This window comes from Mesorhizobium tianshanense (assembly GCF_007830515.1).
GTDB classification, from domain to species: domain Bacteria; phylum Pseudomonadota; class Alphaproteobacteria; order Rhizobiales; family Rhizobiaceae; genus Mesorhizobium; species Mesorhizobium tianshanense.
Map to the genome: position 1 here is coordinate 46144 of NZ_VLKT01000024.1, position 22614 is coordinate 68757.

Here is a 22614-nt window from a genome sequence, read left to right on the forward strand (position 1 = left end):
GGCAATTCCGTTGTCGATCGCCCCAAGAGCAAAGCGGCTCTAGTCGGCGGGCAGTATCTTCCCAGGGTTCATGATGTTCTGTGGATCGAGCGCCTGCTTGATCGTGCGCATGATGTCGACGCCGTGGCCGAGTTCGTGGCGCAGGAAGCCGACCTTGCCTTGTCCGATGCCGTGCTCGCCGGTGCAGGTCCCATCCATGCCGATCGCCCGCATGTTCAGCCGCGCGACAAACTCTTCCGTCAGCGCGATTTCCTTCGGATCGTCCGCGTCCATCAGCACCAGCACATGGAAATTGCCGTCGCCGGCATGGCCGACGATCGGCGCGATCAACCCCATCTCGGCGATGTCGGCCTCGGTCTCGGTGACGCATTCGGCAAAGCGCGAGATCGGCACACAGACATCGGTCGAAAGCCCCTTGGCGCCAGGCCGCAGCGTCAGCGACGACCAATAGGCGTCGTGCCTGGCCTTCCACAGCTTCGTCCGCTCCTCGGCGACGCTGGTCCACAGGAACGGGCCGCCGCCATACTCGTCGGCGATCGCGCCGAAGGTCTCGGCCTGTTCGGCAACGCCGGCGTCGCTGCCATGGAACTCGACGAACAGGCACGGGCTTTCGGGATAGTCGAGCTTCGAATAGCTCTTCATCGCACGCATCTGCAGCGCATTGACCAGTTCGATGCGCGCCACCGGAATGCCCATCTGGATCGTCGCGATCACCGCGTTGCAGGCCGCCTCGACGCTGGGAAACGGGCAGACGCCGCCGGAAATCGCTTGCGGAATGCCCTGCAGCTTCAGGGTCAGCTGGGTGATGATGCCGAGCGTGCCTTCGGAGCCGATCAGGAGCCGCGTCAGATCGTAGCCGGCCGAGCTCTTTTTCGCGCGTTTTCCCGTCGTCACCGTCTCGCCGTCGGCCATCACCGCCGTCAGCGACAACACGTTCTCGCGCATCGTGCCGTAGCGCACCGCATTGGTGCCCGACGCCCGCGTCGCCGCCATGCCGCCGAGCGATGCATTGGCGCCCGGATCGATCGGAAAGAACAGGCCGGTGTCGCGCAGATGCCGATTGAGGTCCTCGCGCGTCACGCCGGGTTCGACGGTGCAGTCGAGATCCTGCGGGTTGACCGTGAGGATGCGGTTCATCCGCGAGGTATCGACGGAGATGCCGCCGCCCGGCGCGTTGGTGTGGCCTTCCAACGAGGAGCCGACGCCGAAGGCGATCACCGGCACGCGGTGCGCGGCGCAGGCCGACACGATCTCCTGCACTTCCGCCGTCGTCTCGACAAACGCAACGCCGTCCGGCGCCTGCGTCGGGATGTAGGTGGTGGTATGCGCGTGCTGGGCGCGGATCGCCTCGCCGGTCTGGAACCGCTCGCCCAGCCGCTGCTTGAGGATGCCGAGCACCGCGGCGATTCCTTCCTCGTTGCGTTGGACCGGATTGAGGTCGCTCAGAGCCATCGATTCCTCCGCGAATGGACCAGTGCCCACCCTTGTTATGGATTTATGGATGCGTAGTCTCGCCTACCACGCTCTGTCCAGCCAGAAGGAAGTTTTCGATGCCCATCCCCGCCCCCTTCGTCTCCCGCGCCATGGACATCGAGAAGGACTGGATCGACTACAACGGCCATCTCAATATGGCCTACTACAACGTGCTGTTCGATCGCTGCTCCGACGAAGCGTTCGAGAGGATGGGGATGGGGCTGGACTATGTGAAGCAGCGGCGGCTGACGATCTACACGGCGGAGGTCCATGTCTGCTATATCCAGGAGCTGCATCTCGACCACAAGGTCAATGTCTCCTTCCAACTCCTCGACCATGACGACAAGCGGCTCAGGGCCTACCAGGAAATCCGTCATGTCGACGGCTGGCTCGCCGCCACCTCCGAATCACTATCGCTGCATGTCGACATGTCCGGCCCGAAAGTGGCGCCCTTCCCGGCCGATGTCCTGGCCAAGGTGGAAGCCATGCGCGCCACCCATGCCGCGCTGCCGATGCCTGAGCGCGCCGGCCGTTCCATCGGTATCCGTCGCAAGACGCTTGAACCGCACTCGGACCGCCGTTAACCTTACCGAGGTTTTAACGTGAACAAGCCGAATTGAGGCGTTGAACGACTCAGCGCGGCGTTGGAAAACCCCCCGCATCGGATTGATACGGGGGGCGGAGCTGAAGCGGTTCGGGGAACGTGCATGAAAACCGACATCAAGGTCGAGGCGGACAGGCTGGCGGCGGACCCACGCATCACCGACTATGATTTCTGGCGCTCGCTGAAGAACCTCAACAACGAGATTTTTCACATCGCCAACAACAACGAGCCGATCCCTTTCGCCATGATCCGCTGGCGCGCCATCCTGAAGCAGGCGCGCTCGAAGCGCGGGCATGCCTAGCGCCGCCATTGTGAAATAGTTCCCGGCCGCGCCGCCTCATCCGCTTGCCGGCACCTACTCGCCATCGCGCCAACGCGTTCCCGAGACGGTTACAGCGTCGGTGAATTGCATTGTATAATCCCTGCCGATATGGATTGCTGGCGGATCGCGATGGAGATGCGGGATGGCGAAGGGCTCGCTATCTGAAATCGAAGCAGGATTGCCGATATGGGCGGCGGCAATCGCCAATAGACTTGACTTCTTCCGGCGCAGGCATTCCAGCAAACGCAGCATTGGCGAGTTGACAGTCGTTCTGGCCGCGCTTCGCCGCCGCGTCGCCGCACCAGATGGCGGGCATCAGGCTCTCCTCGCTTTTCTGCACGCCTGCCTAGCGTTGCTTGAGGAGGCAGCGGCCTCGCGAGCGGACCTCGCGAGTATCGCCCGTGACTTGGCAACGCTGAGTGATATGGCGCGAACATCCCTTGACGGCGATTGCGACGATCGGCCGTTGATCGCCCACGAGGACAATATGAAGGGTTTGTCTGGTGCATCACGCTGGGCCGCCCAAGTGCCAGGTCGCGTGGTTTGGTTGGCTGCTATGGCTGCCGAAGCACCTGATGCAGAAGCCGAAGCCGCCATTATGCTGGTGAACGACCTAGCTTCCGTTGATTCGGACTTTCCTCTGCGCGCCCTTCGCACGGCTGTACGAGCTTGAGCGTCGTCCTGCGGCTTCTGGCTCTGCTCCGGTGCAACCGCTGTTGCCAACTCACTCACGAAATGATCGCCTCTCTCTTGAACATCAAGGCAGCCGCTTCACCGCCTCCAGCGGCGAACGTGCCACCACCGGCGACGACTGGATGATCGCGGTGTTGGTCATCGCAAACGGGATGATCCGGTCGATCACTCTTTCGAGTTCGGCCACCGAGCCGACATGCGCCAGCGCGATGAAACAGTCCTCGCCGGTCACCCGGTCGCATTGCGCGATTTCCGGCAAGTCGCGGATGATCTCGGCCACAACGGCCAATTGCCCCGGCACCGGCCTGATCCGCAGCCATGCCGACAGCTTCATGCCGAGCGCGGCCGGGTTGATCCTGACCGTGTAGGCCACGATCACGCCGCTCTCCTGCAGCCGCCGGATGCGCTCGGCAACGCTCGGCGCCGACAGGCCGACCGAGCGCGCCAGTTCGGCGGTGCTGGTGCGGGCGTCCCTTTCCAGCAGGCGCAGGATTTTCAGATCGGCCGCATCCAGGTCGGCATTTTCGTTTCGAAGGCATTTCAACGAAAACTCCTTGTCTTTGGAAAGGTAACCGCCTCCCTTGCTGACTATCATCCATATAAACCAGCAAGATCGCCTGCGATAATGACCGCATGGAAGATCGAACACAAGCACCCGCTGCGGTCCCTGCCCTCGCCGGCCCCGCCTTTGGCAAGCTGGCGACCTCGCTGCCGCCGCATGTCTGGTTCGGTGTCAGCGCCGTGTTCCACTATCTCGGGCCGGCCTTCGCCGTGCTGCTTTTCCCGCATGTCGGCGTGCTCGGCATGGCCTGGCTACGCATCGTCACGGCCGCCCTTGCCTTTGCGCCGCTAACCCGGCCCTGGACGGTCTTCGCCCGCGCCGACCGGCCGACACGACTGCTGCTCCTCGCCTTTGGCGCCTGCCTCGGCGTGATGAATTGCTCCTTCTACCTGGCGCTCGACCGTTTGCCGATCTCGCTGGTCGCGGCGATCGAATTCGTCGGGACCATCGGCGTCGCGCTTGTCGGCGTCAGAAGCCCGCGCAATCTCGCGGCCCTTGCCGTCGCCGTCACCGGCACCTTGCTGCTGATCGATGTGAAATGGTCAAGCGACCCGATCGGCCTGTTCTGGGCCTTCCTCAACGGCGCGCTGTTCGTTGGCTACATCGTGCTTGGCCATCGCGTCGCCCGCGCCGGCGACGGCATCGCCGGCCTGGGTGCCGCCATGGCGGTCGCCTTCCTCATCGTGCTGCCGATAGGCTTCACCGATGCGCTGCCGGCTTTCTCGGCGCCGCCACTGCTCATCGCCGCGATCGGCGTCGGCATCTGCTCGTCGGTCATCCCCTATATATGCGACCAGCTTGCCATGTCGCGGCTGCCGCGGTCGAGCTTCGCGCTGATGCTGTCGTTGCTGCCGGTCACCGCCACGCTGATCGGCGTCATTGTGCTCCGCCAGATACCCAGCCCTACCGATTGCCTCGGCATCGCGCTGGTGGTGGCCGGCGTCGCTTTCCACAAACCGGCAAATGCCTGATCAAGCAAGCTTTTCCCTGAGGAAGGCGCTCGTGCGGCCCCAGGCGAGATCCGCGGCGTTCTTGTCGTAGCGAGCCGCGGACGTGTCATTGTTGAAAGCATGATTGGCGCCTTCATAGACATAGGCCGTGTACTCGACCTTGGCCGCATCGAGTTCCTTCTTGAAGGCGTCGATACCGGCATTGATGCGGGTGTCGAGCCCGGCATAATGCAACATAAGCGCCGCCTTGATCTTCGGCACATCCTCGGCCTTCGGCTGCATGCCGTAATAGGCGACAGTGGCGACCAGATCGGGCGCGTTGGCAGCCAGCGTGTTCACCGTTCCGCCGCCCCAGCAGAAGCCGACCGCGCCGACCTTGCCGTTGCCATCCTCGTAGCCTTTGAGAAAAGCGACAGTTGCGACCGCATTGGCAACGGTCTGCGCCAGATCGAGCTTGGAAAACTGGTCCCGTGCCTTGTCCTCGTCGGCCGGCGTGCCGCCGAGCGGCGACAGGAAGTCCGGGGCGAGCGCCACGAACCCTTCCAGCGCCACGCGCCGCGCCACATCGCGTATATGCGGGTTGAGACCCCTGTTCTCATGCACGACGATGACGGTGCCGAGCTTGCCGGACTGGCCGGCTGGCTTGACCAGATAGCCCTTCATCTCGCCACCGCTGCCAGGATAGCTGATGTCCTCGCCCGTCACGCGTGAATCGTCCTCGGCGACGATCGCCGCCCGGGCCGAATTCGCCGCCAGCAGCGGTGCGATCGCAGCGGCCGCGGCACCTGATCCGGCAAGCCTGGTCAACTGTTCCATGAAGCGGCGCCGGTCGAGCGTCAGATGCGTGTATTCGTCATAGGCGTCGATCATCGCCTGGGTGATGGCAGGTCTCGTGACGGCCGGGCTGGCAGGGGTCGATTTTGTCATGGCGCTCTCCTCGGCTTCGGGAAACACTCCCGCCGCGCAAGATAGGGCAGAAGCCCACATGGTCCAGTCACGGATGAGTGAGGCCCGGCATGCAACGCGCCCCGCAACGTCCTCAGAATAATCCAGGAGGACGGCCGTGGCCTTATTCGGCGCCGTCGCCAAAGCCTGTCTGCTGGTGTCGGCATGAAAGCCGTGACGCCATCTCGGGCTTTAAACGATGCCCTACTTCGGCAGCGTATAAGCCATCACATAATCCCCCGGCTTGGTGCCGACCGAGCCATGGCCGCCGGCGACGATGACCACGAACTGGCGTCCGTCGGCGACCGTGTAGGTCATCGGCGTCGACTGACCGCCGGCCGGCAGCCGGGTCTGCCAGAGCTGCCTGCCGGTCGTCAGGTCGTAGGCGCGAAGGTAATCGTCGACCGCGGCGCCCAGGAAAGCGACGCCGCCGGCGGTGATCATCGGCCCACCGATGCCTGGCACGCCGACCTTGAACGGCAGCGGCAACGGCGTCATGTCGTAGACGGTTCCGTTCCTGTGCTTGTAGACGATCTTGCCGGTCCTGAGATCGGCGCCCGCCACATAGCCCCAGGGCGGCGCCTGGCAGGGAATGCCGAGCGGCGACAGGAACGGTCCCATCACCACCGCATAGGGCGCGCCCTCGTTGCGGTTCAAGCCTTGCTCGCTGCCGCGCCCCTCGTCCGGCGGCGGCACCTGGTCGCGCGGAATGAGCTGCGACTTGAACGCCAGATAGGTCGGCATGCCGAACATCACCTGCCGCACCGGATCGACGGCCACGCCGCCCCAGTTGAAGGTGCCGAAATTACCGGGATAGATCAGCGAGCCCTGAACCGAAGGCGGCGTATAGCGACCCTCGTAGCGAAGGCCCTGGAATTCGATCCGGCAGGCCAGCTGGTCGAACATGGTGATGCCCCACATGTCGGCGCCAGTCAGCGGCTTTGGATTGAAGCTCAGGTCCGAGGCCGGCTGTGTCGGCGATGTGTGGTCGCCCTCGATCGCGCCGCCCGGCGCCGGGACTTCGTTGACCGGGACGATCGGCTCGCCGCTGCGCCGGTCGAGCACATAGAGGTCGCCCTGCTTGGTCGGCCCGACCAGCGCCGGCACCACGCCATTGAGCGTGGTGATGTCGACCAGGGTCGGCTGCGCCGGCACGTCCATGTCCCACAGATCGTGATGCACGGTCTGCCGCACCCAGCGCAGTTGTCCGGTGGCGAGATCGAGCGCGGTGATCGAGGAGGAGAATTTCTCGACATTGGCGCTGCGCCCCATGCCGAGCTGATCCGGCGTCTGGTTGCCGAGCGGCACGTAGAGCAGGCCGAGCTTCTCGTCGGCACTCGCCGTCGACCACATGTTGGGCGAGTTGTGGGTATAGGTCTGGCCCGGCGACAGTGGCGTCGTCTGGTCCGGATTGCCCGAATCCCAGTTCCACACCAGGGCGCCAGTATCGACGTCGAAGGCGCGGATGACGCCTGACGGTTCCTCCGTCGAATAATTGTCGTTGACCGCGCCGCCGACAATGATCTTGCCGCCTGATATCAGCGGCGCCGAAGTCGAATAGTAATAGCCCGACTTCGGATAGGGCATGTTGGCGAGCAGGTTCAGCGTGCCGCCTTCGGCGAATGCGGGACAAACCTGGCCATTCGCGGCGTCGAGCGCGATCAATCGCGCGTCGGATGTCGGCAGATAAACGCGGGCCGCGCAAGGTTGGCCAGCGGCGATCTTGGCATCCGCATAATAGGACACGCCGCGGCAGGTCTGATGCTGGCGATCCTTGTCCAGCTTGACCTGTGGATCGTAGCGCCACTTCTCCTTGCCGGTCGCGGCGTCGATGGCGATGGCGAAATTATGCGGCGTACAGATGTAGAGCGTATCGGCGACCTTCAGCGGCGTCACCTGATAGGTCGTCTCGCCGACATCGTCGGGCCCCTTCACGTCGCCGGTGCGGTAGGTCCAGGCCGGCTGCAAATTGGCGACGTTGTCTGATGTGATCTGGTCGAGCGGCGAATAGCGCTGGCCGTACTGCGTGCGGCCGTAATAGTGCCATTCGCCGGCGGGTACATTGCCGCCGAGATCGGCGGTCGGCGTGATCTCGTCGGCGTTGAGTTGGCCGGCAATATCCTTCGGATCGGCGGTCATCGAATAGCCGGCGACGCCGAGCGAGGCCAGCACCGCCAGGATCAGCGGCGCCCGACCGTCTGGGCCGGTGAGACCCCGCCTCGCCCATGGCGTCAGCAACCACAACGCGACAAGGACGATGATGCCGCCGCGCGGGCCGAGTTCCCACCAGTCGAAGCCTGTCTCCCAGACCGCCCAGCCAAGCGTGCCGATGACGATTGCCGCGTAGAGCCACAGCGCCATCGACTTGCGCCTGTAGAGCAGCCAGGCGGCAACGAGGAAGGCGATGCCGGCAATGACATAGTACCAGCTGCCGCCCAGCGAAGCTAACCAGATGCCGCCGCCGCCGAGCACCAGGCCAATGATGAAGAGGATGAGGGAGGTGATGACGACCGCCAAGACGATGCTCCTTCGACTGGTGCGCTCCGCGACACGCCCATGGGCAACCCCGCATTGCGCTCCCACCCCGACGCAACTTTCTCCGGCCCGCTGAGCCTGTCAAGCAGGCCCGGCGCCATAGGTTGTGTGCTACCGGATTTACAGGTCCCCGGCGTGGATCGAGAACAAAACGGAGACACTTCTGGCCTTTCGCCGCCGAATCACTACATTCGGGGGCAATGTCCGGCTTTTCGGAAGACATGCCCTTTTTTGACGAACCGAATGCGCGGCCCCCGGCCCCGTCCGGCATCGCCGCGCGCGCCATGGCTGCCCGCAGCGGCCACAACAATGCGCCCGACTATCTGAACGGCCTTAATCCCGAACAGCGGCTGGCGGTGGAAACCACCGAGGGTCCGGTTCTGGTGCTGGCCGGCGCCGGCACCGGCAAGACGCGCGTCTTGACCACCCGCATCGCCCACATCCTCGCCACCGGCAAGGCATTCCCGTCGCAGATCCTCGCTGTCACCTTCACCAACAAGGCGGCGCGCGAGATGAAGCAGCGCATCGGCCTGCTAGTAGGCGAGAAGATCGAGGGCATGCCGTGGCTCGGCACCTTCCACTCGATTGGCGTGAAGCTGCTTCGCAGACACGCCGAGCTTGCCGGGCTCAAATCCGACTTCACCATTCTCGACACCGACGACGTCGTGCGGCTGATCAAGCAGCTCATCCAGGCCGAAGGGCTGGACGACAAGCGCTGGCCGGCCAAGCAGTTCGCCCAGATGATCGACGGCTGGAAGAACAAAGGGCTTGGCCCCGCCGACATTCCCGAGGGCGACGCCCGCGCCTTCGCCAACGGCAAGGGTCGCGAGCTCTACAAGGCCTATCAGGAGCGGCTGAAGACGCTGAACGCCTGCGACTTCGGCGATCTTCTGTGCCACCCGATCCGCATCTTCCGCGCCAATCCGGACGTGCTGAAGGAATATCACAAGCGCTTCCGCTACATCCTCGTCGACGAATATCAGGACACCAACACCGCGCAGTACATGTGGCTGCGCCTGCTGGCGCAGCGGCCGGAAGGAGCGGGCAAGAGCGCCGGCGCAGGAGGCAAGCCAGTCTCCCCCCATGTGGGGGAGATGTCCGGCAGGACAGAGGGGGGCGCGCAAGATCGCGGCGCCTCCAAGGATCACAATGGAAATGCCGGCGGGACAGCGCCCCCCTCTGTCGGCTCCGCCGACATCTCCCCCACAAGGGGGGAGATTGGGCACTCTTCGGCCGAAACCCGCGCCACCGTAAATATCTGCTGCGTCGGCGACGACGACCAATCCATCTATGGCTGGCGCGGGGCCGAGGTCGACAACATCCTGCGCTTCGACAAGGATTTTCCCGGCGCCACCATCATAAGGCTGGAGCGCAACTACCGCTCGACCGCGCACATACTTGGCACCGCCTCCCACCTCATCGCCCACAATGAGGGCCGCTTCGGCAAAACGCTGTTCACCGAAAAAATCGCCGAGGACGACGAGAAGGTGCATGTCCATGCCGCCTGGGATTCCGAGGAGGAGGCCCGCGCCGTCGGCGAGACCATCGAGGCCTACCAGCGCCCAGATAAACAAGGAAATCGGCACAATCTCAACGACATGGCCATTCTGGTCCGCGCGTCCTTCCAGATGCGCGAGTTCGAGGACCGTTTCGTCACGCTCGGCCTCAACTATCGCGTCATCGGCGGCCCGCGCTTCTACGAACGCCTCGAAATTCGCGATGCGCTGGCCTTCTTCCGCGTCGTCGCGCAAGGCGCCGACGACCTCGCCTTCGAGCGCATCGTCAACGTGCCGAAGCGCGGGCTTGGCGAAGCCACCATCCGCCAGATCCACGACACGGCGCGCGCGCTCCGCATCCCGATGCTGGAGGCCGCGGAAAAACTCGCCGAGAGCGACGAGTTGAAGCCGAAGCCACGCGCCGCACTGCGCGAGGTCGCCGCCAATTTCGAGCGCTGGCAGAAGGCGCTGGAAACCACGCCGCACACCGAGCTTGCCGAGACCATCCTGGAAGAGAGCGGCTACACCGACATGTGGAAGAACGACCGCTCGGTGGAAGCGCCGGGACGGCTGGAGAATTTGAAGGAACTGATCCGCTCCATGGAGGAGTATGAATCGCTGCGCTCCTTCCTCGAGCATGTCGCACTGGTGATGGACGCCGAGCAGAACGCCGAGCTCGACGCCGTCAACATCATGACGCTGCATTCGGCCAAGGGCCTCGAATTCGAGACCGTTTTTCTCCCCGGCTGGGAGGAAGGCCTGTTTCCGCACCAGCGCGCCCTCGACGAGGGCGGCCGCTCCGGGCTGGAGGAAGAACGGCGGCTGGCCTATGTCGGCCTGACCCGCGCCAAGAAGAACCTGCACCTCTGGTTCGTTTCCAACCGCCGCATCCACGGCCTGTGGCAATCGACCATACCGTCGCGCTTCCTCGAGGAACTGCCGGAAGCTCATGTCGATGTCGCCGAGAGCGGCAACAGCTATGGCGGCTACGGCAATTCCTATGGCGGCGGTTCCTTTGCGTCCGGCCGTGGCGGCAGGCAGAACCCTTACGGCGCCTCGCGCTTCGACAACGTTGGCGGCAATACAGACGGCGAGAAATCCGGCGCCTTCTCCAACACCTATGCGACGCCGGGCTGGCAGCGCGCGCAGCAGAATCGCACCGAAGCCACCGACCGCAACTGGGGCTCGCGCTCCGGCCATCAGGTCGAGCGCATCGGCTACGGCGAGACCGACAGTGGCTATGGCGCCGGCCGCACCAGCGTCAAAGGCCGCACCATCGACGGCGAGCTGGTCGCCAAATCGGTCGCCGACACACCGTCGGCCTTCAGCGTCGGCGACCGCGTCTTCCACCAGAAATTCGGCAACGGCAACATATCGGCCATCGACGGCAACAAGCTGACCATCGACTTCGACAAGGCCGGCCAGAAACGCGTGCTGGATGGGTTTGTCACCGGGGTGTGAGCGCCACCCTCACCGATACCGCGCCTGGTTCCACTTATGGCCGAGCAGCGACAGAATGATGATCAGCCCGTTGAAGAACTGGACGTAGAAGCCGCTCAGGCCCGCCGCCACCACGCCGGTCTGGATGAACGACACGGTAACCGCGCCGATGGCGCCGCCGACGACGGTGCCGACGCCGCCCCAGGTCGGGGTGCCGCCGACGAACACCGATGCCAGCACCGGCAGCAGGTAGCCGTCGCCGGCCGTCGGCCACCAGGTGAAGTTGATCATCACCGAGAACGTGCCGGCGATCGCCGCGCCGATGCCGACGAAGACGAACACTTTCACGCGCACGCGCTTGACGTCGATGCCCATCTGCTGGGCGCTGTCGGGATTGTCGCCGACCACCTTCACCTGCGCGCCGAAGCGATGCCTGTTGTAGAGCAGCGCCGACAGCACGACGAAGCCGATCGCCCAGAATATCTGCACCGGGATGCCGTAGAGCTGGCTGGAGAAGATCTTGTAGGCCCAGCTGTCGGCAAGGCTGGTCAGCGCCGTCGACTTGCCTTCGTTGATGATCTGTATCAGGCCGCGCAGCAGGAAGTTCATGCCGAGCGTGGCGATCAGCGACGACAGCCCGCCATAGACGACCAGCGACCCGACGAGGAAACCGAGCAGCGTGCCCGTTGCAATGGCGGCAGCGATGCCGAGGAATGGATCGTAGCCGGCCTGCACCACCAGCGCGAACACCCATGAGGCAAAACCCATCGTCGCCGGAAACGACAGGTCGATCTCGCCGCAGGTGACGACGAAGACCAGCGGCACCACCACGAAAAGCGCTACCGGCAGCGTGGTCAGCACCGAACTGTAGAGATACCAGGTGGTGAAGACGGTCGGATTGGCGGTCATGAACACCGCCATCATGACGATGAACACGGCAAGCGTGCCGAGCGCGGCGCGGTTGGCGAGGATGAAGCCGCGCATCCAGTTGTCGGATGGGTGTTTCCACTCTTTCCGGGAATTGCCGGGACCGGAAATGCCGGCGGACGGCTCGTGCAGATCGGGCTCCATTGTCTTGCTCATCGTGCTCTGTGCTCCGCGTCGCCGGCGTCGTGCAGCCCCGGCAATCCGCCGGGGTGTGCCACGTCTTCCATGAAGTTGATGAGGTCTTCGGCCGACTTGACCTGGCTGCGGTCGGCGGTGAGCGCGACCTTGCCGCGGTCCAGCACGACGAAGCGGTCGGCGATGTCGAAGACGTGGTGGATGTTGTGGCCGATGAACAGGATCGAGCGTCCGCTCGCCCGCACCTGGCGCACGAAATGGAACACCTTGGCGGTTTCGGTCAGCGACAGCGCCGTCGTCGGCTCGTCGAGGATGATCAGGTCGGCCTGCTTGTAGATGGCGCGCGCGATCGCCACGCCCTGCCGTTCGCCGCCGGAGAGCTGGCCGACGATCGACTGCGGCGTGAACACTTTCGAGGTGAAGCCGATCTCCCGCATCAGCCGGCGCGCCTCCTCGATTTCCTTGTTGACCTTCAGCCAGCCGAGAAAGCCGGTAAGTTCGCGGCCCATGAAGATGTTGCGCACGATCGTCTGCTGCACGGCGAGCGCCCGGTCCTGGAACACCGTCTCGATGCCGGCGTCGCGCGAGCGCGCCGCGCTCCAGCCGGTCACCGGCTGGCTGCGGATGAGGATCTCGCCGCTGGTCGGCTTGACCACGCCGGAGAGGATCTTGATCAGCGTCGACTTGCCGGCGCCGTTGTCGCCGATCAGGCCGACCACCTCGCCGCGGTCGACGCTGAGATTGACCCCGCCCAGCGCATAAACCTGACCGTAGGACTTGCTGATGTCGCGCAGTTCGATAAGGCGTTCGGCCATGGCGATCCTCGCTTGGTTCCGGCTGCCGGCCGGGTCCACCCGACCGGCATGCCGTGGTTACGGGTCAGCGCAGCGCCTGCTTGGCGAGCTCGGCGACGATCTCGTAATTGTCAGGCGTGACAAAGCCGGCGCCGGTGTCGACATTCATCGGCGCCAGCCCCAGCACCACCTGCTGGCAGAGGCTGAGGATCGGCAGATAACCCTGCAGGAACGGCTGCTGGTCGGCCGTCAGCTGCACCCAGCCGCCCTTGAAGCCCTCGACGATCTGCGGGCTGGTGTCGAAGCCGAAGTTGAAGATATCGCCCGGCTTCCTGCCCGCCGCCTGCATGTAAGTCGGGACGTTGCCAAGCATCTGTCCGCCGGGATAGCCGACCGCCTTGACGTCCGGATTGTTGAGCAGTGCTGCGGTGATCACCGGAATGGCCAGGTTGGGGTCGGACGCCCATTCGCCGCTTGGCGGCGATGAAAGCTGGATGACCTCGACGCCCGCCTCTTTCAGGGCTGCGACCGTGCCGCGCTCACGCGCGCCGCGGCTCTCGTTCTCGAACGGGCCGATCATGATCGCTTTGTCGCCGGCCTTGAGCCCGGCCAGCTTGAACGCCTCGGCGCCGAGCGCGCGGCCCTGCTCTTCCTGTTGGGCGCCGACATAGCCGCCGCCGAACGCCGCCGTGACCTTCGGCACAGGCACGTTCTGGTACATCATCCTGATGCCGTCCTTGTGCGCCTGTTCGGCCAGCGGCATGATCGAGGCATCGCCCGGGTGGCCCATCATGGCGATGCCGCCGGGCTTGACCGCGACAGCCTCGCGCAATTGCTGCACCATCTTCTCGACATCCCACTGGGAAAAGATGTAGTCGACCTTCGGCCCGAGATCGGCCTCGGCCTGCTTGGCGCCATTGTAGACGATGGTGCCGAAGGCGTCGCCCTCGGCGCCGCCGACGAAGAAGCGGATGTGGACGTCCTTGCACCATTTTGCATCGAGCGCCTGGGCGGGCAAGGTGGAGATTGCGGCGGCGAGCGCCGTGGCGGCCGCCACGACGGTCGAGCGCAGAACTGTCCTTCTCATCGTGATGCTCATGCACTTATCCTCCCTTTGTTCCCTCGCAAGCCGAGGGTTTTCGACGAATGCTTCGGCTTCTCGCCGCAATGCTCCGCTAGCCGGCTCCTCCCGCCGGCCCATCCTCACGCCGGGTTCGGCAGGTAGGTCGCACCTCCCCGGCACTGTTTGAGATAGTCCAGCGCCCGCGCTTGGCCCGTGATCTCGAGATCGCCGCGATAGACCGGGTCGTGCCAGCCCTCGATGTCGATCGCGCCCTTGTAGCCGGCCAGCCGCAATTCGCTGATCACCCGCGTCCAGTCGCTGTCGCCGAAGCCCGGCGTGCGCATTTGCACGAATGGCAGCCGGCCGAACACGCCATGCTCGCGGATCACGTCCCAGCGCACGGTCGCGTCCTTGCCGTGGACATGGAAGATGCGCGGCGCCCATTTGCGGATCTGCGGGATCGGATCGATCAGGTAGACGAGCTGGTGGCAGGGCTCCCATTCCAGGCCGAGATTGTCGTCGGGCAATTCGTTGAACATCAGCTCCCAGGCGTCCGGATTGTGGGCGATGTTCCAGTCGCCATCGGCCCAGTTGCCGTCCATGGCGCAGTTCTCGAAGGCGATGCGCACGCCCTTGTCGGCGGCGCGCTTGGCCAGCGGTCCCCAGACCTCGCGGAAGCGCGGCAGGCTGTCGGGCAACGGCTTGCCGCGGATGCGGCCGGTGAAGCCGCTCACCATCGAGGTGCCGAACAGATGCGCGTTGTCGATGGCCGTTTCCCAGGCGTGAAGCACGCCGCGATCGACATCGCCGCTTTCCAGCGGATTGCCGAAGACGCCGAGCGAGGAGACAATGACATCAGCGTCGCCGATCGCCTCGCGGATCTGACCGGCAAGGCGCGGAAGGTCCTTGCCGGCCAGCGTCTGCCAGAAGAAGGGCTGGATGCTCTCGAAGCCGAGCGGCAGGATCGCCTTGATATAGGCGGCCGGGTCGTCGAGATTGGCCCGCACCATGGTGCCGATCCTGATGTCGAGAAGCGGGTTTGGCATCGTCATCCTTCCTGCGCGATCGCAACCCGGCGCCCGGTTTCGGCGCTTTCGATCGCGGCAAAGACCATGGCCAGGCTCTTGATGTTGTCGGCGCCGCGCGTCTCCGGCTCGCTGCCGGTCTCAATGGCGCGCACAAAATCCTGGATGATGCCGAGATGGCCGCCGATGCGGTCTCTCGGATCGAGCGGCGGCACGGCGAGCGGCTCGGTGCGATCGAACAGGCCCTCGCGGATAGGCCGCGCGACTTCCGCCCTCAGCCCGTCCTCACCATCCCAGACCAGGCTGCCGTGCTCGGCGACGATGCGCCACGTGCTCTCCCAGCTGGTGCGGAACCCGTCGGCGCACCAGGAGCCCGCATAGGTGAACAGTCTGCCGCCGCCGAGCTCGAAGATTGCGGTGGCCGACGATCCCTGCCGGTACCAGGAATTGGCCGGCTCCCATTCCTGGCAATAAACGCTCGCCGGCTCACCACCGACCATGTAGCGGGCGGCGTCGAAAGTGTGGATCGCCATGTCGAGCAGCAGCACATGGGGCATCTCCTCGCGAAACCCGCCGAAATGCGGCGCGACGAAGAATTCGGCGTGGATGCTGGTCGCAGCACCGATGGCGCCGGAGTCGAGAAAGCGCCGGATGCGCCTGACATTGGCGACGTAGCGGCGATTCTGGACGACGGCATGGACTCGGCCGGCGCGCCGGGCAGCCTCGACGATGGCGCGCGCGTTCTCAGGGCTGTCAGCCAGCGGCTTCTCCGTCAGGAGATGGCAATGATGGGCAAACGCGGAGAGCGCGACCTCGCGCCGGGCCGCCGGAACCACGACGTCGAACACTGCGTCGGGCTTGGTTTGGTCGAGCACGGCGTCAAGATTGGTTCCGATGATAGCGCCGGCAAGCTCATATTCGCGCGCCCTCACCTTCGCCCTATCGGCGGCGAGGTCGACCAGGCCAACGATAGCCAACCCGTCGATCTGCCTCGCCGCATCGAGCCAGTGCTTGCTCATCGCTCCGCAGCCGACCAGGACGACATCCATCATCCACCGCTCCTCCTCCGCTCGGCCCCTCCAGACCGATCGTCACGGCATTCACGGCGTGACCGTAAACGTTTTTCCGTAAACGTTTACGAGAACACACCCGTAGGCGTAGAATGTCAATCGGCCGCTCGCGAAAATCACCTTTATCGCCTTGGCCTGAAGAGCGGCCGGTGATAGCCAGGCAAGGGGAGAACCGTCCTTTGGCGTCCAGCATCCACGACCTTGCGCGTCACCTGAACATTTCGATCGGCACCGTGTCGCGCGCGCTCAACGGCCGTGCCGACGTCAATGCCGACACGCGCCAGCGCGTGCTCGATGCGGCGGCAAAGCTGAATTATTCGCCGAACCAGTCCGGCCGCAGCCTGCGGCGCGGCGCCACCCATTCGATCGCCTTCATGCTGCAGCCGCATCCGGGCGACCAGCAATATGGCGAACCGTTCTTCATTCCGTTCCTGACCGGGCTGCAGGCGAAACTCGCCGAAAGCGGGCTCGACCTGATCGTGGTGATGGGGGCGCCGGGCGACTATCAGCAGGAGCGCCTGCGCCGGGTGGTCGAGACGCGCCGGGCCGATGCGGTGGTGCTGGCCTGGACGCGGCGCGAGGACGAACGCATCGACTATCTGACCAGGGTCGGCTTCCCCTTCGCGACGCTCGGCCGCAGCCGCTCCGGCGGCAAATCCTACCCGTCGCTCGACCTCGATTTCGAAAAGGCCGGGGCCGAAGCGGTCGACCGCCTGGTGGCGCGCGGCCACCGCCGCATCGCCGCCATCCGCCCGTCCCTCAGCCTCAATTTCGGCTATCTGTTCCTGGCCGGCTATCGCAAGGCCCTGGGGCGGCACGGCATCGAGGTCGACCCTGGGTTGATCGCGGAAGGCTTCATCAACGAGGCCGGCGGCTACGAAGTGACGCCGCAGGTGATGCGCTCCAAGGACCCGCCAACCGCGATCATCTTCAACAATGACGCGATGGCGCTAGGCGGCTGCAAGGCGCTGGCCGAGATGGGCGTCAAGCCGGGCCACGACATTGCGGTGATCGTCATCGTCGACACGCCGCTGTGCAGCTATTTTTCACCGGCGCTAACCGCCTTCCGCCCTCCCCTGGAGCCGATGGGACGGCGGCTGGCCGAAATGCTGCTGGCCTCGATCCCGGCCTTCGCCGGCGCCGAAGGCGCGCGGATCATCCGCGAGGTCTGGCCGCTGGAGCTGATCGCGCGCGACAGCGATTGATGATGGACGCACTCACCTTCCCCCTCGTTGTTCGGTGAGGAAGCGCAGCGACCGCAAGGGAAAGATCTCTACGTCCTGGTCGCCATGATCTGACTGATGCCGGACACGCGGTTCGAAAAGCAGATCGATAAATAGGCCTGCCTATCCTCGCATCGCCTTCAGCTTTTCCGCGACCGAGCCCGCGAGGTCGGCGTAACGCTCTTCCAGCCGCTCGGCCGCCTTGATCACCGAAAAATCATGGCCGAATTTCTCCAGCGCCATGCGCAGCTTCTCGACGAACTCCGCCTGTTTTTCGAGTGCCGAAAACAGCGTCTTCACTTGCGTTTCGCTGATGTCCGGATTGGCGAGCATTTGCGACACTTCGCGGCCCATCTGGTCGCCGGTGGCGGTCTGTTCTTTCAGGATCTCGATCCAGTCGGTCAATCGGTAAATCTCCTTCTTGCGCGGACAGCATGCGCAGCGCCTGCCGATGCGGTCAACCCGAGGACGCCGAAGCGGGCTTGCGCGAACCCCTCGCCGCGCTAAGTTCGGCACAGCTTGAACGAGGACACTCCCCCATGACCGCCGACGCCGAAATCCAGACCGCCTTGCCTGCGCTTTCCTCCGGCAATGTCGCCGTCATCACCGGCGGCGCCAGCGGCATCGGCCTTGCCGCGGCCAAGCGGCTGGCGGCAATGGGCCTGAGAATCGTGCTGGCCGATATTGGCGGCGCGCGGCTCGATGAGGCTGCCCGCGCCGTCGCCGCGATCGCCGGTGACAGCGCGTTGCTCGCTGTCGCCACCGACGTCGCGAAAGCCGACGACGTCGACCGGCTGGCGGAGAAGGCATTCGGCACGTTCGGCAGCGTGTCGCTGCTGATGAACAATGCCGGCGTCGGCAACAATCCCGGCAAGCCGTGGGAGAACCGCGACGCCTGGAAGCGGCTGCTGGATATCAATTTCTGGGGCGTCGTCCATGGCGTCGAGGCCTTCGCGCCGCGCATGCTGGCCACGGGGAGGCCTGGCCTGATCGTCAACACCGGCTCCAAGCAAGGCATCACCACGCCGCCCGGCAACCTTGCCTACAACGTTTCCAAGGCGGGCGTGAAGACCTTCACAGAAGGCCTGGCACACGCACTGCGCAACGAGCCCGGCGCAAAGGTTGCTGCGCATCTGCTCATTCCGGGGTTCACTTTTACCGGCCTTACCGAAGGTGCGACCGAAAAGCCCGCCGGCGCCTGGACCGGCGAGCAGGTAGTCGACTTCATGCTGGCCGCGCTGGTGCGTGGCGATTTCTACATCCTGTGTCCCGACAACGAGGCGACGCGGCCCATGGACGAAAAGCGTATGGCCTGGGCGATCGGCGACATCATCGAAAACCGCCCTGCTCTGTCGCGCTGGCACCCGGACCACAAGGCCGCCTTTAAGACGTTTATGGAGAGCTGACGCTCACGCCGCTTGCTTCTTCGAGCCGCGTTTTTGCGCCGTGGCCTTCTTGACGGCCGTCTCCGCGATCTTCCGGTCATGGCGCTTCGCCGCTTCTTCGCATTTGGCGCGAATCTCCTCGACCTCGGATTCGGTCAGGTGCTCGATGCCGATAAAGGTGTTGTGCGCTTTGCCGGCCCGGATCAACTCGTCGAGTTTCGTCTGGATCGCTGCGCCATCACGGTTCTGGGTGTTTTGGATGAGAAACACCATCAGGAAGGTGACGATCGTCGTGCCTGTGTTGATGATGAGCTGCCATGTGTCCGAAAAGCCGAAAATCGGCCCGCTTGACGCCCAGACAACGACGATTAGGAAACAGATGGCGAATGTCGACGGCAGGCCGGCGAGATGGGCGACGTAGTTGGCGATCTTCGTGAAACGCTTCTCGATCATGGCAGGAAGAAACAACTAACCAGCGCTCTGGTTCCCTGAAAAAAGGGATTCCACGGGCACAACCGTGCACGCACCCCGCAAAGTCAGGGGATGTCGTTTTCCCAGCGATCGAGAAAGGCCTCGATCGGCATGGCCTGCATGTCGGGGATGGCCCTGGCCAGTTTCTCGACCGGCCAGTCCCACCAAGCGAGGCGTTCGATCCGCGAGGCAACATCCGCGGCGAAACGCTGCCGCAACGGGCTGGCCGGAACGCCGGCGACGATGGCATAGGACGGCACGTCGCGCGTCACCACCGCATTGGCGCCGACGATCGCGCCATTGCCGATGCTCACATCAGGCATGATCACCGCGCCATGGCCGATCCAGACATCGTGGCCGATGCTGACGGTTTGCGCCCGCCGCCGCTCCCGGAACGCCGCGTCGACGCCCAGCCAGCGAAAATACTCGTTCGGCCGGTAGCTGACCTTGTGCTGGGTCAGCCGCTCTATCGGATGCTCCAGCGCGTTGATGCGGCTGTTGGCGGCGATCGAACAGAATTTGCCCGTTGTCGTGTAGATCGCCTCGGCATGACGTTCGAAATAGGAGAAGTCGCCGACCGACACCTCGCGCAGGATGACCCGTTCGCCGATCGAGGCGTAGCGTCCAAGCTTGCACGCCTTCAATTCCGCGGTCGGATGAATGCGCGGCTCGGAATCCTTGGCGACAAGATTTTCGGGACGATCCATGCCAGCGGCTTTACTCCCGCGCAATTGCTCCCGCAAGGCGGGAGCAATTGTCGCGTCGCCGATTGGTCCCGCAAGCGGGACCAATCGTCCGTCACCTGTTGCGAGAGCCTATTTCGGCTTGCCGTTGGTCCACACAGCATTTTGGCCGTAGAGCGGTACGGTGGTGACCGACATTTTCGCCGAACCGTCCTGCACCTGGCGCGAATGCGACAGGTAGATCAGCGTCTCATTGGTTTTGTCGTAGATGCGGTTCACCACCTGCTTCTTCCAGATCAGGCTGATGCCTTGCTTGAACACTTCCTCGCCGGCCTCGCTCATGTCGATGTCGCCGATGGTGATCGGCCCGGTCTGGCGGCAGGAGATCGAGGAATCGGACGGATCCTCGAACCAGTTGCCCTTCTGCAGGCGGTCGATCACGCCACGGTCGAAATAGGAGACGTGGCAGGTCACGCCTTCGACCTTGGGGTCCTTGATCGCCTCGACGATGATGTCGTTGCCGAGCCAGTCGACGCCGACCTTGCCAACCTCCTGGGCGACAGCCGCACCGGCGCCAACGACAAGGCATGCGGCCAAGGCGCCGCCGATTAGTTTTAGCAAGGAAGCCTCCTGCGGTTCGAGTTTTGCCGATCTCAGGTGGGACGGGCGGCAGCGCTTTGCAAGCAGATCACCTTTTGACCGGAATGCCGGTTGCGGCAACGCGACATCTTTGCGTGCACGAGGTCAAACCGTTAAGAGTGTTCGCCGAAACAGGCTCCATGGCGCTGATATAGTGCAATGAAAATCACGGCGGACACCAATTGATGATGCGTTCAATACTGATCGGCATTCTCGTCCTGATGGCGGCAGGCATCGGCTGGCTCACCTTCGACTGGTACCGCGGGCATTACGGCGGCGAGCCGTTCGGCGCGCCGTTCACGCTGGTCGACCAGAAGGGCGCTCCGGTCACCGAGGCCGCGTTTCGCGGCCAGCCCAGCGTCGTCTTCTTCGGCTTCACCCATTGCCCGGAAGTGTGCCCGACCACGCTGTACGAACTGGCCGGCTGGCTGAAGACGATGGGGGACGACGGCAAGAACCTGCGCGCCTATTTCGTCTCGGTCGACCCGGAGCGCGACACGCCCGAAGTCATGAACGCCTATATCAGCAATTTCTCCGACCGCATTCTTGGCATCACCGGCGATCCGGACAAGGTCCACGCCATGGCCAAATCCTTCGGCATCTATTCCAAGAAGGTCGATACGGGCGACGGCGACTACACGATGGACCACACCGCTTCGGTGCTGCTGCTCAACGCCAGGGGCGACTTTGCCGGCACCATCGCCTATGGCGAGAGCCCGGACACCGCCATCGCCAAGCTGAAGCGGCTGGCGGCGGAAGGTTAGTGCATGATCCCGAAGAAGCATGCCCTCGGGCCTGACCCGTGGGTGGGAACCGGTTTTCGGATAAGATCATGCTCAAACCAGACCACCGTTTGATGACCCAGACGCGGCTTTATTTCACCACCGGCAAGAGCGAGGCCGACCGCATCTTCGCGGCGTTCGAAGCGGCCTTCGAGGACGAAGGCCTGCCGATCGCCGTGCTGGAGATCGATGAGGATCGCGACATCCACGAAGTGTCGCTCTACGCCGACGGCGATGTCGATGCCATCGAGGCGCGCGTGAAGGAGATTCTCGCCGGGCTTGCCCTTTCGCGGCCGATCGCGCGGGAGGCCGTGCCGGATGTCGACTGGGTTGCGCGCTCGCTGGAGGGATTGAAGCCGGTGCGTGCCGGCCGTTTCTTCGTTCACGGCGCGCATGACCGCAGGAAGCGCCGCAGCGGCGAACTCGCCATCGAGATCGAAGCGGGTCTCGCCTTCGGCACCGGCCATCACGGCACCACCGCTGGCTGCCTTGAAATGCTGGATCAGGTCGTGCGGCGCGAGCGCCCGCGCAACGCGCTCGACCTCGGCACCGGCAGCGCGGTGCTGGCCATCGCGCTGGCGAAGCTCGCGCATATCTCGGTGCTGGCGACCGACATCGATCCGGTCGCCATAAAGGTCGCCGCCGCCAATGCGCAGCTCAACCATGTCAAGGCGCTCATCGAAACGGTGACGGCGCCGGGCTTCCACAATCCGATCTTCGCCGCGCGCGGCCCTTTCGACCTCATCGTCGCCAACATATTGGCGCGGCCGCTGATGCGGCTGGCGCCGGAAATGGCCGGGCATATCGCCCTGGGCGGTTCGATCGTGCTGTCGGGCATCCTCGACCGGCAGCGCAACGCCGTGGTCTCGGCCTATGTCGGCCAGCAATTCCGCCATGTCAGGACCTTGCATCGCGAGGGCTGGGTGACGATTCACCTCAAGCGGTGACGCGCAGCGCCTTCAAACGCGAGCCGCAAGTTCGCTCAGAAGTAGGGCGACCTTGCCGTTCTCTTCAGTTCTTCGCGATCATAGCCGTGCGCTTTCAGCGTTTTGTCGTCAAAGCCGAGCAGAACGCCGCTCACATATCGGCGCGCTTCGCGCTGGCGCGATTCGATGAGAGCGTTCATGGCGCTTCTGAAAAATCCGGGTCTGGTTGAAATCGTGGACATGATGGTCTCCTTTGCAGGGCATAGGACTCGTTCCTCCACACTGGACAGGTAAGCTTTGCTGACCTGTTTGAAAATCGCTGTTTCTGCATGGCGTCTATGCGCAAAAGCGATGCTGCTGGACCGCGTCCAGCCGGCGCCGCACATCCCATTGGCATAAAAACCGCAGTGCTTTGATTTGCGCGTGATCCTTTCCAAAAATCGGACTCATGCGCTACGGTCACACCAGCAT

General features: G+C 64.2%; 23 protein-coding genes. 9 read left to right on the forward strand and 14 right to left on the reverse strand.

The window, feature by feature from the left end; translation table 11 throughout:
• Positions 1 to 39 precede the first annotated feature (39 nt).
• On the reverse strand, positions 40 to 1452 hold the full coding sequence (locus IQ26_RS19465) for an FAD-binding oxidoreductase (protein ID WP_145719977.1): 1413 nt from the start codon (positions 1450 to 1452) through the stop codon (positions 40 to 42).
• A 98-nt stretch (positions 1453 to 1550) separates the two neighbouring features.
• Here IQ26_RS19465 and IQ26_RS19470 point away from each other — a divergent pair, with 98 nt between their 5' ends.
• The 3 genes from IQ26_RS19470 to IQ26_RS19480 all read left to right on the forward strand — a co-directional run bounded on the left by IQ26_RS19470 (position 1551) and on the right by IQ26_RS19480 (position 3072).
• Positions 1551 to 2057, forward strand: coding sequence for a thioesterase family protein (locus tag IQ26_RS19470; RefSeq protein WP_145719978.1), 507 nt, complete (start codon positions 1551 to 1553; stop codon positions 2055 to 2057).
• Positions 2058 to 2180: 123 nt separating this feature from the next.
• A complete protein-coding gene (locus IQ26_RS19475) occupies positions 2181 to 2378 on the forward strand; it encodes a hypothetical protein (RefSeq protein WP_127853331.1) in 198 nt (65 codons plus the stop codon).
• Positions 2379 to 2541: 163 nt separating this feature from the next.
• Positions 2542 to 3072 carry a hypothetical protein gene (locus IQ26_RS19480; protein ID WP_145719979.1) on the forward strand — a complete coding sequence of 177 codons (531 nt, stop codon included), beginning with the start codon at positions 2542 to 2544 and terminating at the stop codon, positions 3070 to 3072.
• An 84-nt stretch (positions 3073 to 3156) separates the two neighbouring features.
• Here the strand turns inward: IQ26_RS19480 and IQ26_RS19485 are convergent, their stop codons facing one another.
• Positions 3157 to 3636 (reverse strand): Lrp/AsnC family transcriptional regulator, encoded by a 480-nt coding sequence (locus tag IQ26_RS19485; protein WP_145719980.1) that lies wholly within the window; start codon positions 3634 to 3636, stop codon positions 3157 to 3159.
• 89 nt (positions 3637 to 3725) lie between these two features.
• On the opposite strand from IQ26_RS19485, the gene IQ26_RS19490 reads away from it, so the two are divergent.
• Positions 3726 to 4625, forward strand: a complete 900-nt coding sequence (locus tag IQ26_RS19490; protein WP_145719981.1) for an EamA family transporter — start codon at positions 3726 to 3728, stop codon at positions 4623 to 4625.
• On the opposite strand, the gene IQ26_RS19495 is transcribed toward IQ26_RS19490, so the two are convergent.
• The gene (locus IQ26_RS19495; RefSeq protein ID WP_145719982.1) at positions 4626 to 5531 is read right to left on the reverse strand and encodes a dienelactone hydrolase family protein; all 906 of its coding nucleotides are present in this window, start codon (positions 5529 to 5531) and stop codon (positions 4626 to 4628) included.
• Between the two features lie 222 nt (positions 5532 to 5753).
• Positions 5754 to 8066, reverse strand: a complete 2313-nt coding sequence (locus IQ26_RS19500) for a glucose/quinate/shikimate family membrane-bound PQQ-dependent dehydrogenase (protein WP_145719983.1) — start codon at positions 8064 to 8066, stop codon at positions 5754 to 5756.
• Between the two features lie 218 nt (positions 8067 to 8284).
• Between IQ26_RS19500 and IQ26_RS19505 the strand changes: the two genes are divergently transcribed.
• Positions 8285 to 11041, forward strand: coding sequence for an ATP-dependent helicase (locus tag IQ26_RS19505; RefSeq protein ID WP_145719984.1), 2757 nt, complete (start codon positions 8285 to 8287; stop codon positions 11039 to 11041).
• Between the two features lie 9 nt (positions 11042 to 11050).
• Here the strand turns inward: IQ26_RS19505 and IQ26_RS19510 are convergent, their stop codons facing one another.
• The 5 genes from IQ26_RS19510 to IQ26_RS19530 form a co-directional block, all read right to left on the reverse strand.
• Entirely contained in the window at positions 11051 to 12103 is a 1053-nt protein-coding gene (locus tag IQ26_RS19510) for an ABC transporter permease (protein WP_145719985.1), read from the reverse strand.
• A complete protein-coding gene (locus IQ26_RS19515) occupies positions 12100 to 12897 on the reverse strand; it encodes an ATP-binding cassette domain-containing protein (protein WP_145719986.1) in 798 nt (265 codons plus the stop codon). Before IQ26_RS19515 ends, IQ26_RS19510 begins: the two co-directional genes overlap by 4 nt.
• 64 nt (positions 12898 to 12961) lie before the next feature.
• Positions 12962 to 13975: a substrate-binding domain-containing protein gene (locus tag IQ26_RS19520; RefSeq protein WP_145719987.1), complete on the reverse strand. Its 1014-nt coding sequence runs from the start codon at positions 13973 to 13975 to the stop codon at positions 12962 to 12964.
• A gap of 104 nt (positions 13976 to 14079) precedes the next feature.
• Positions 14080 to 14985 carry a sugar phosphate isomerase/epimerase family protein gene (locus IQ26_RS19525; protein WP_208760185.1) on the reverse strand — a complete coding sequence of 302 codons (906 nt, stop codon included), beginning with the start codon at positions 14983 to 14985 and terminating at the stop codon, positions 14080 to 14082.
• A gap of 2 nt (positions 14986 to 14987) precedes the next feature.
• Entirely contained in the window at positions 14988 to 16016 is a 1029-nt protein-coding gene (locus IQ26_RS19530; protein ID WP_145719989.1) for a Gfo/Idh/MocA family protein, read from the reverse strand.
• A gap of 197 nt (positions 16017 to 16213) precedes the next feature.
• Here IQ26_RS19530 and IQ26_RS19535 point away from each other — a divergent pair, with 197 nt between their 5' ends.
• Positions 16214 to 17239, forward strand: a complete 1026-nt coding sequence (locus IQ26_RS19535; protein WP_145719990.1) for a LacI family DNA-binding transcriptional regulator — start codon at positions 16214 to 16216, stop codon at positions 17237 to 17239.
• Positions 17240 to 17380: 141 nt separating this feature from the next.
• On the opposite strand, the gene IQ26_RS19540 is transcribed toward IQ26_RS19535, so the two are convergent.
• A complete protein-coding gene (locus IQ26_RS19540; RefSeq protein ID WP_145719991.1) occupies positions 17381 to 17662 on the reverse strand; it encodes a hypothetical protein in 282 nt (93 codons plus the stop codon).
• Between the two features lie 134 nt (positions 17663 to 17796).
• Between IQ26_RS19540 and IQ26_RS19545 the strand changes: the two genes are divergently transcribed.
• On the forward strand, positions 17797 to 18663 hold the full coding sequence (locus tag IQ26_RS19545; RefSeq protein ID WP_145719992.1) for an SDR family NAD(P)-dependent oxidoreductase: 867 nt from the start codon (positions 17797 to 17799) through the stop codon (positions 18661 to 18663).
• A 3-nt stretch (positions 18664 to 18666) separates the two neighbouring features.
• Here IQ26_RS19545 and IQ26_RS19550 read toward each other — a convergent pair whose 3' ends face one another.
• The 3 genes from IQ26_RS19550 to IQ26_RS19560 all read right to left on the reverse strand — a co-directional run bounded on the left by IQ26_RS19550 (position 18667) and on the right by IQ26_RS19560 (position 20417).
• Positions 18667 to 19095, reverse strand: coding sequence for a low affinity iron permease family protein (locus tag IQ26_RS19550; RefSeq protein ID WP_162458018.1), 429 nt, complete (start codon positions 19093 to 19095; stop codon positions 18667 to 18669).
• An 83-nt stretch (positions 19096 to 19178) separates the two neighbouring features.
• Complete coding sequence (locus IQ26_RS19555) at positions 19179 to 19820, reverse strand: DapH/DapD/GlmU-related protein (protein WP_145719993.1); 642 nt, start codon at positions 19818 to 19820, stop codon at positions 19179 to 19181.
• A gap of 108 nt (positions 19821 to 19928) precedes the next feature.
• Complete coding sequence (locus tag IQ26_RS19560; protein WP_145719994.1) at positions 19929 to 20417, reverse strand: CreA family protein; 489 nt, start codon at positions 20415 to 20417, stop codon at positions 19929 to 19931.
• A 203-nt stretch (positions 20418 to 20620) separates the two neighbouring features.
• Between IQ26_RS19560 and IQ26_RS19565 the strand changes: the two genes are divergently transcribed.
• Together IQ26_RS19565 and IQ26_RS19570 are read left to right on the forward strand one after the other, a co-directional pair.
• The gene (locus tag IQ26_RS19565; RefSeq protein WP_145719995.1) at positions 20621 to 21199 is read left to right on the forward strand and encodes an SCO family protein; all 579 of its coding nucleotides are present in this window, start codon (positions 20621 to 20623) and stop codon (positions 21197 to 21199) included.
• 92 nt (positions 21200 to 21291) lie between these two features.
• Positions 21292 to 22164, forward strand: coding sequence for a 50S ribosomal protein L11 methyltransferase (locus IQ26_RS19570; RefSeq protein WP_145720039.1), 873 nt, complete (start codon positions 21292 to 21294; stop codon positions 22162 to 22164).
• Positions 22165 to 22199: 35 nt separating this feature from the next.
• On the opposite strand, the gene IQ26_RS41280 is transcribed toward IQ26_RS19570, so the two are convergent.
• Positions 22200 to 22580, reverse strand: coding sequence for a hypothetical protein (locus IQ26_RS41280; protein ID WP_322791170.1), 381 nt, complete (start codon positions 22578 to 22580; stop codon positions 22200 to 22202).
• Positions 22581 to 22614 lie beyond the last annotated feature (34 nt).

Bases quoted from the DNA above. Each gene is read 5' to 3' on its own strand.
- IQ26_RS19465 (WP_145719977.1), bottom strand. From the start codon at position 1,452: ATGGCTCTGAGCGACCTCAATCCGGTCCAACGCAACGAGGAAGGAATC.
- IQ26_RS19470 (WP_145719978.1), top strand. From the start codon at position 1,551: ATGCCCATCCCCGCCCCCTTCGTCTCCCGCGCCATGGACATCGAGAAG.
- IQ26_RS19475 (WP_127853331.1), top strand. From the start codon at position 2,181: ATGAAAACCGACATCAAGGTCGAGGCGGACAGGCTGGCGGCGGACCCA.
- IQ26_RS19480 (WP_145719979.1), top strand. From the start codon at position 2,542: ATGGCGAAGGGCTCGCTATCTGAAATCGAAGCAGGATTGCCGATATGG.
- IQ26_RS19490 (WP_145719981.1), top strand. From the start codon at position 3,726: ATGGAAGATCGAACACAAGCACCCGCTGCGGTCCCTGCCCTCGCCGGC.
- IQ26_RS19495 (WP_145719982.1), bottom strand. From the start codon at position 5,531: ATGACAAAATCGACCCCTGCCAGCCCGGCCGTCACGAGACCTGCCATC.
- IQ26_RS19505 (WP_145719984.1), top strand. From the start codon at position 8,285: ATGTCCGGCTTTTCGGAAGACATGCCCTTTTTTGACGAACCGAATGCG.
- IQ26_RS19510 (WP_145719985.1), bottom strand. From the start codon at position 12,103: ATGAGCAAGACAATGGAGCCCGATCTGCACGAGCCGTCCGCCGGCATT.
- IQ26_RS19515 (WP_145719986.1), bottom strand. From the start codon at position 12,897: ATGGCCGAACGCCTTATCGAACTGCGCGACATCAGCAAGTCCTACGGT.
- IQ26_RS19520 (WP_145719987.1), bottom strand. From the start codon at position 13,975: ATGAGCATCACGATGAGAAGGACAGTTCTGCGCTCGACCGTCGTGGCG.
- IQ26_RS19525 (WP_208760185.1), bottom strand. From the start codon at position 14,985: ATGCCAAACCCGCTTCTCGACATCAGGATCGGCACCATGGTGCGGGCC.
- IQ26_RS19530 (WP_145719989.1), bottom strand. From the start codon at position 16,016: ATGATGGATGTCGTCCTGGTCGGCTGCGGAGCGATGAGCAAGCACTGG.
- IQ26_RS19545 (WP_145719992.1), top strand. From the start codon at position 17,797: ATGACCGCCGACGCCGAAATCCAGACCGCCTTGCCTGCGCTTTCCTCC.
- IQ26_RS19550 (WP_162458018.1), bottom strand. From the start codon at position 19,095: ATGATCGAGAAGCGTTTCACGAAGATCGCCAACTACGTCGCCCATCTC.
- IQ26_RS19555 (WP_145719993.1), bottom strand. From the start codon at position 19,820: ATGGATCGTCCCGAAAATCTTGTCGCCAAGGATTCCGAGCCGCGCATT.
- IQ26_RS19565 (WP_145719995.1), top strand. From the start codon at position 20,621: ATGATGCGTTCAATACTGATCGGCATTCTCGTCCTGATGGCGGCAGGC.
- IQ26_RS19570 (WP_145720039.1), top strand. From the start codon at position 21,292: ATGACCCAGACGCGGCTTTATTTCACCACCGGCAAGAGCGAGGCCGAC.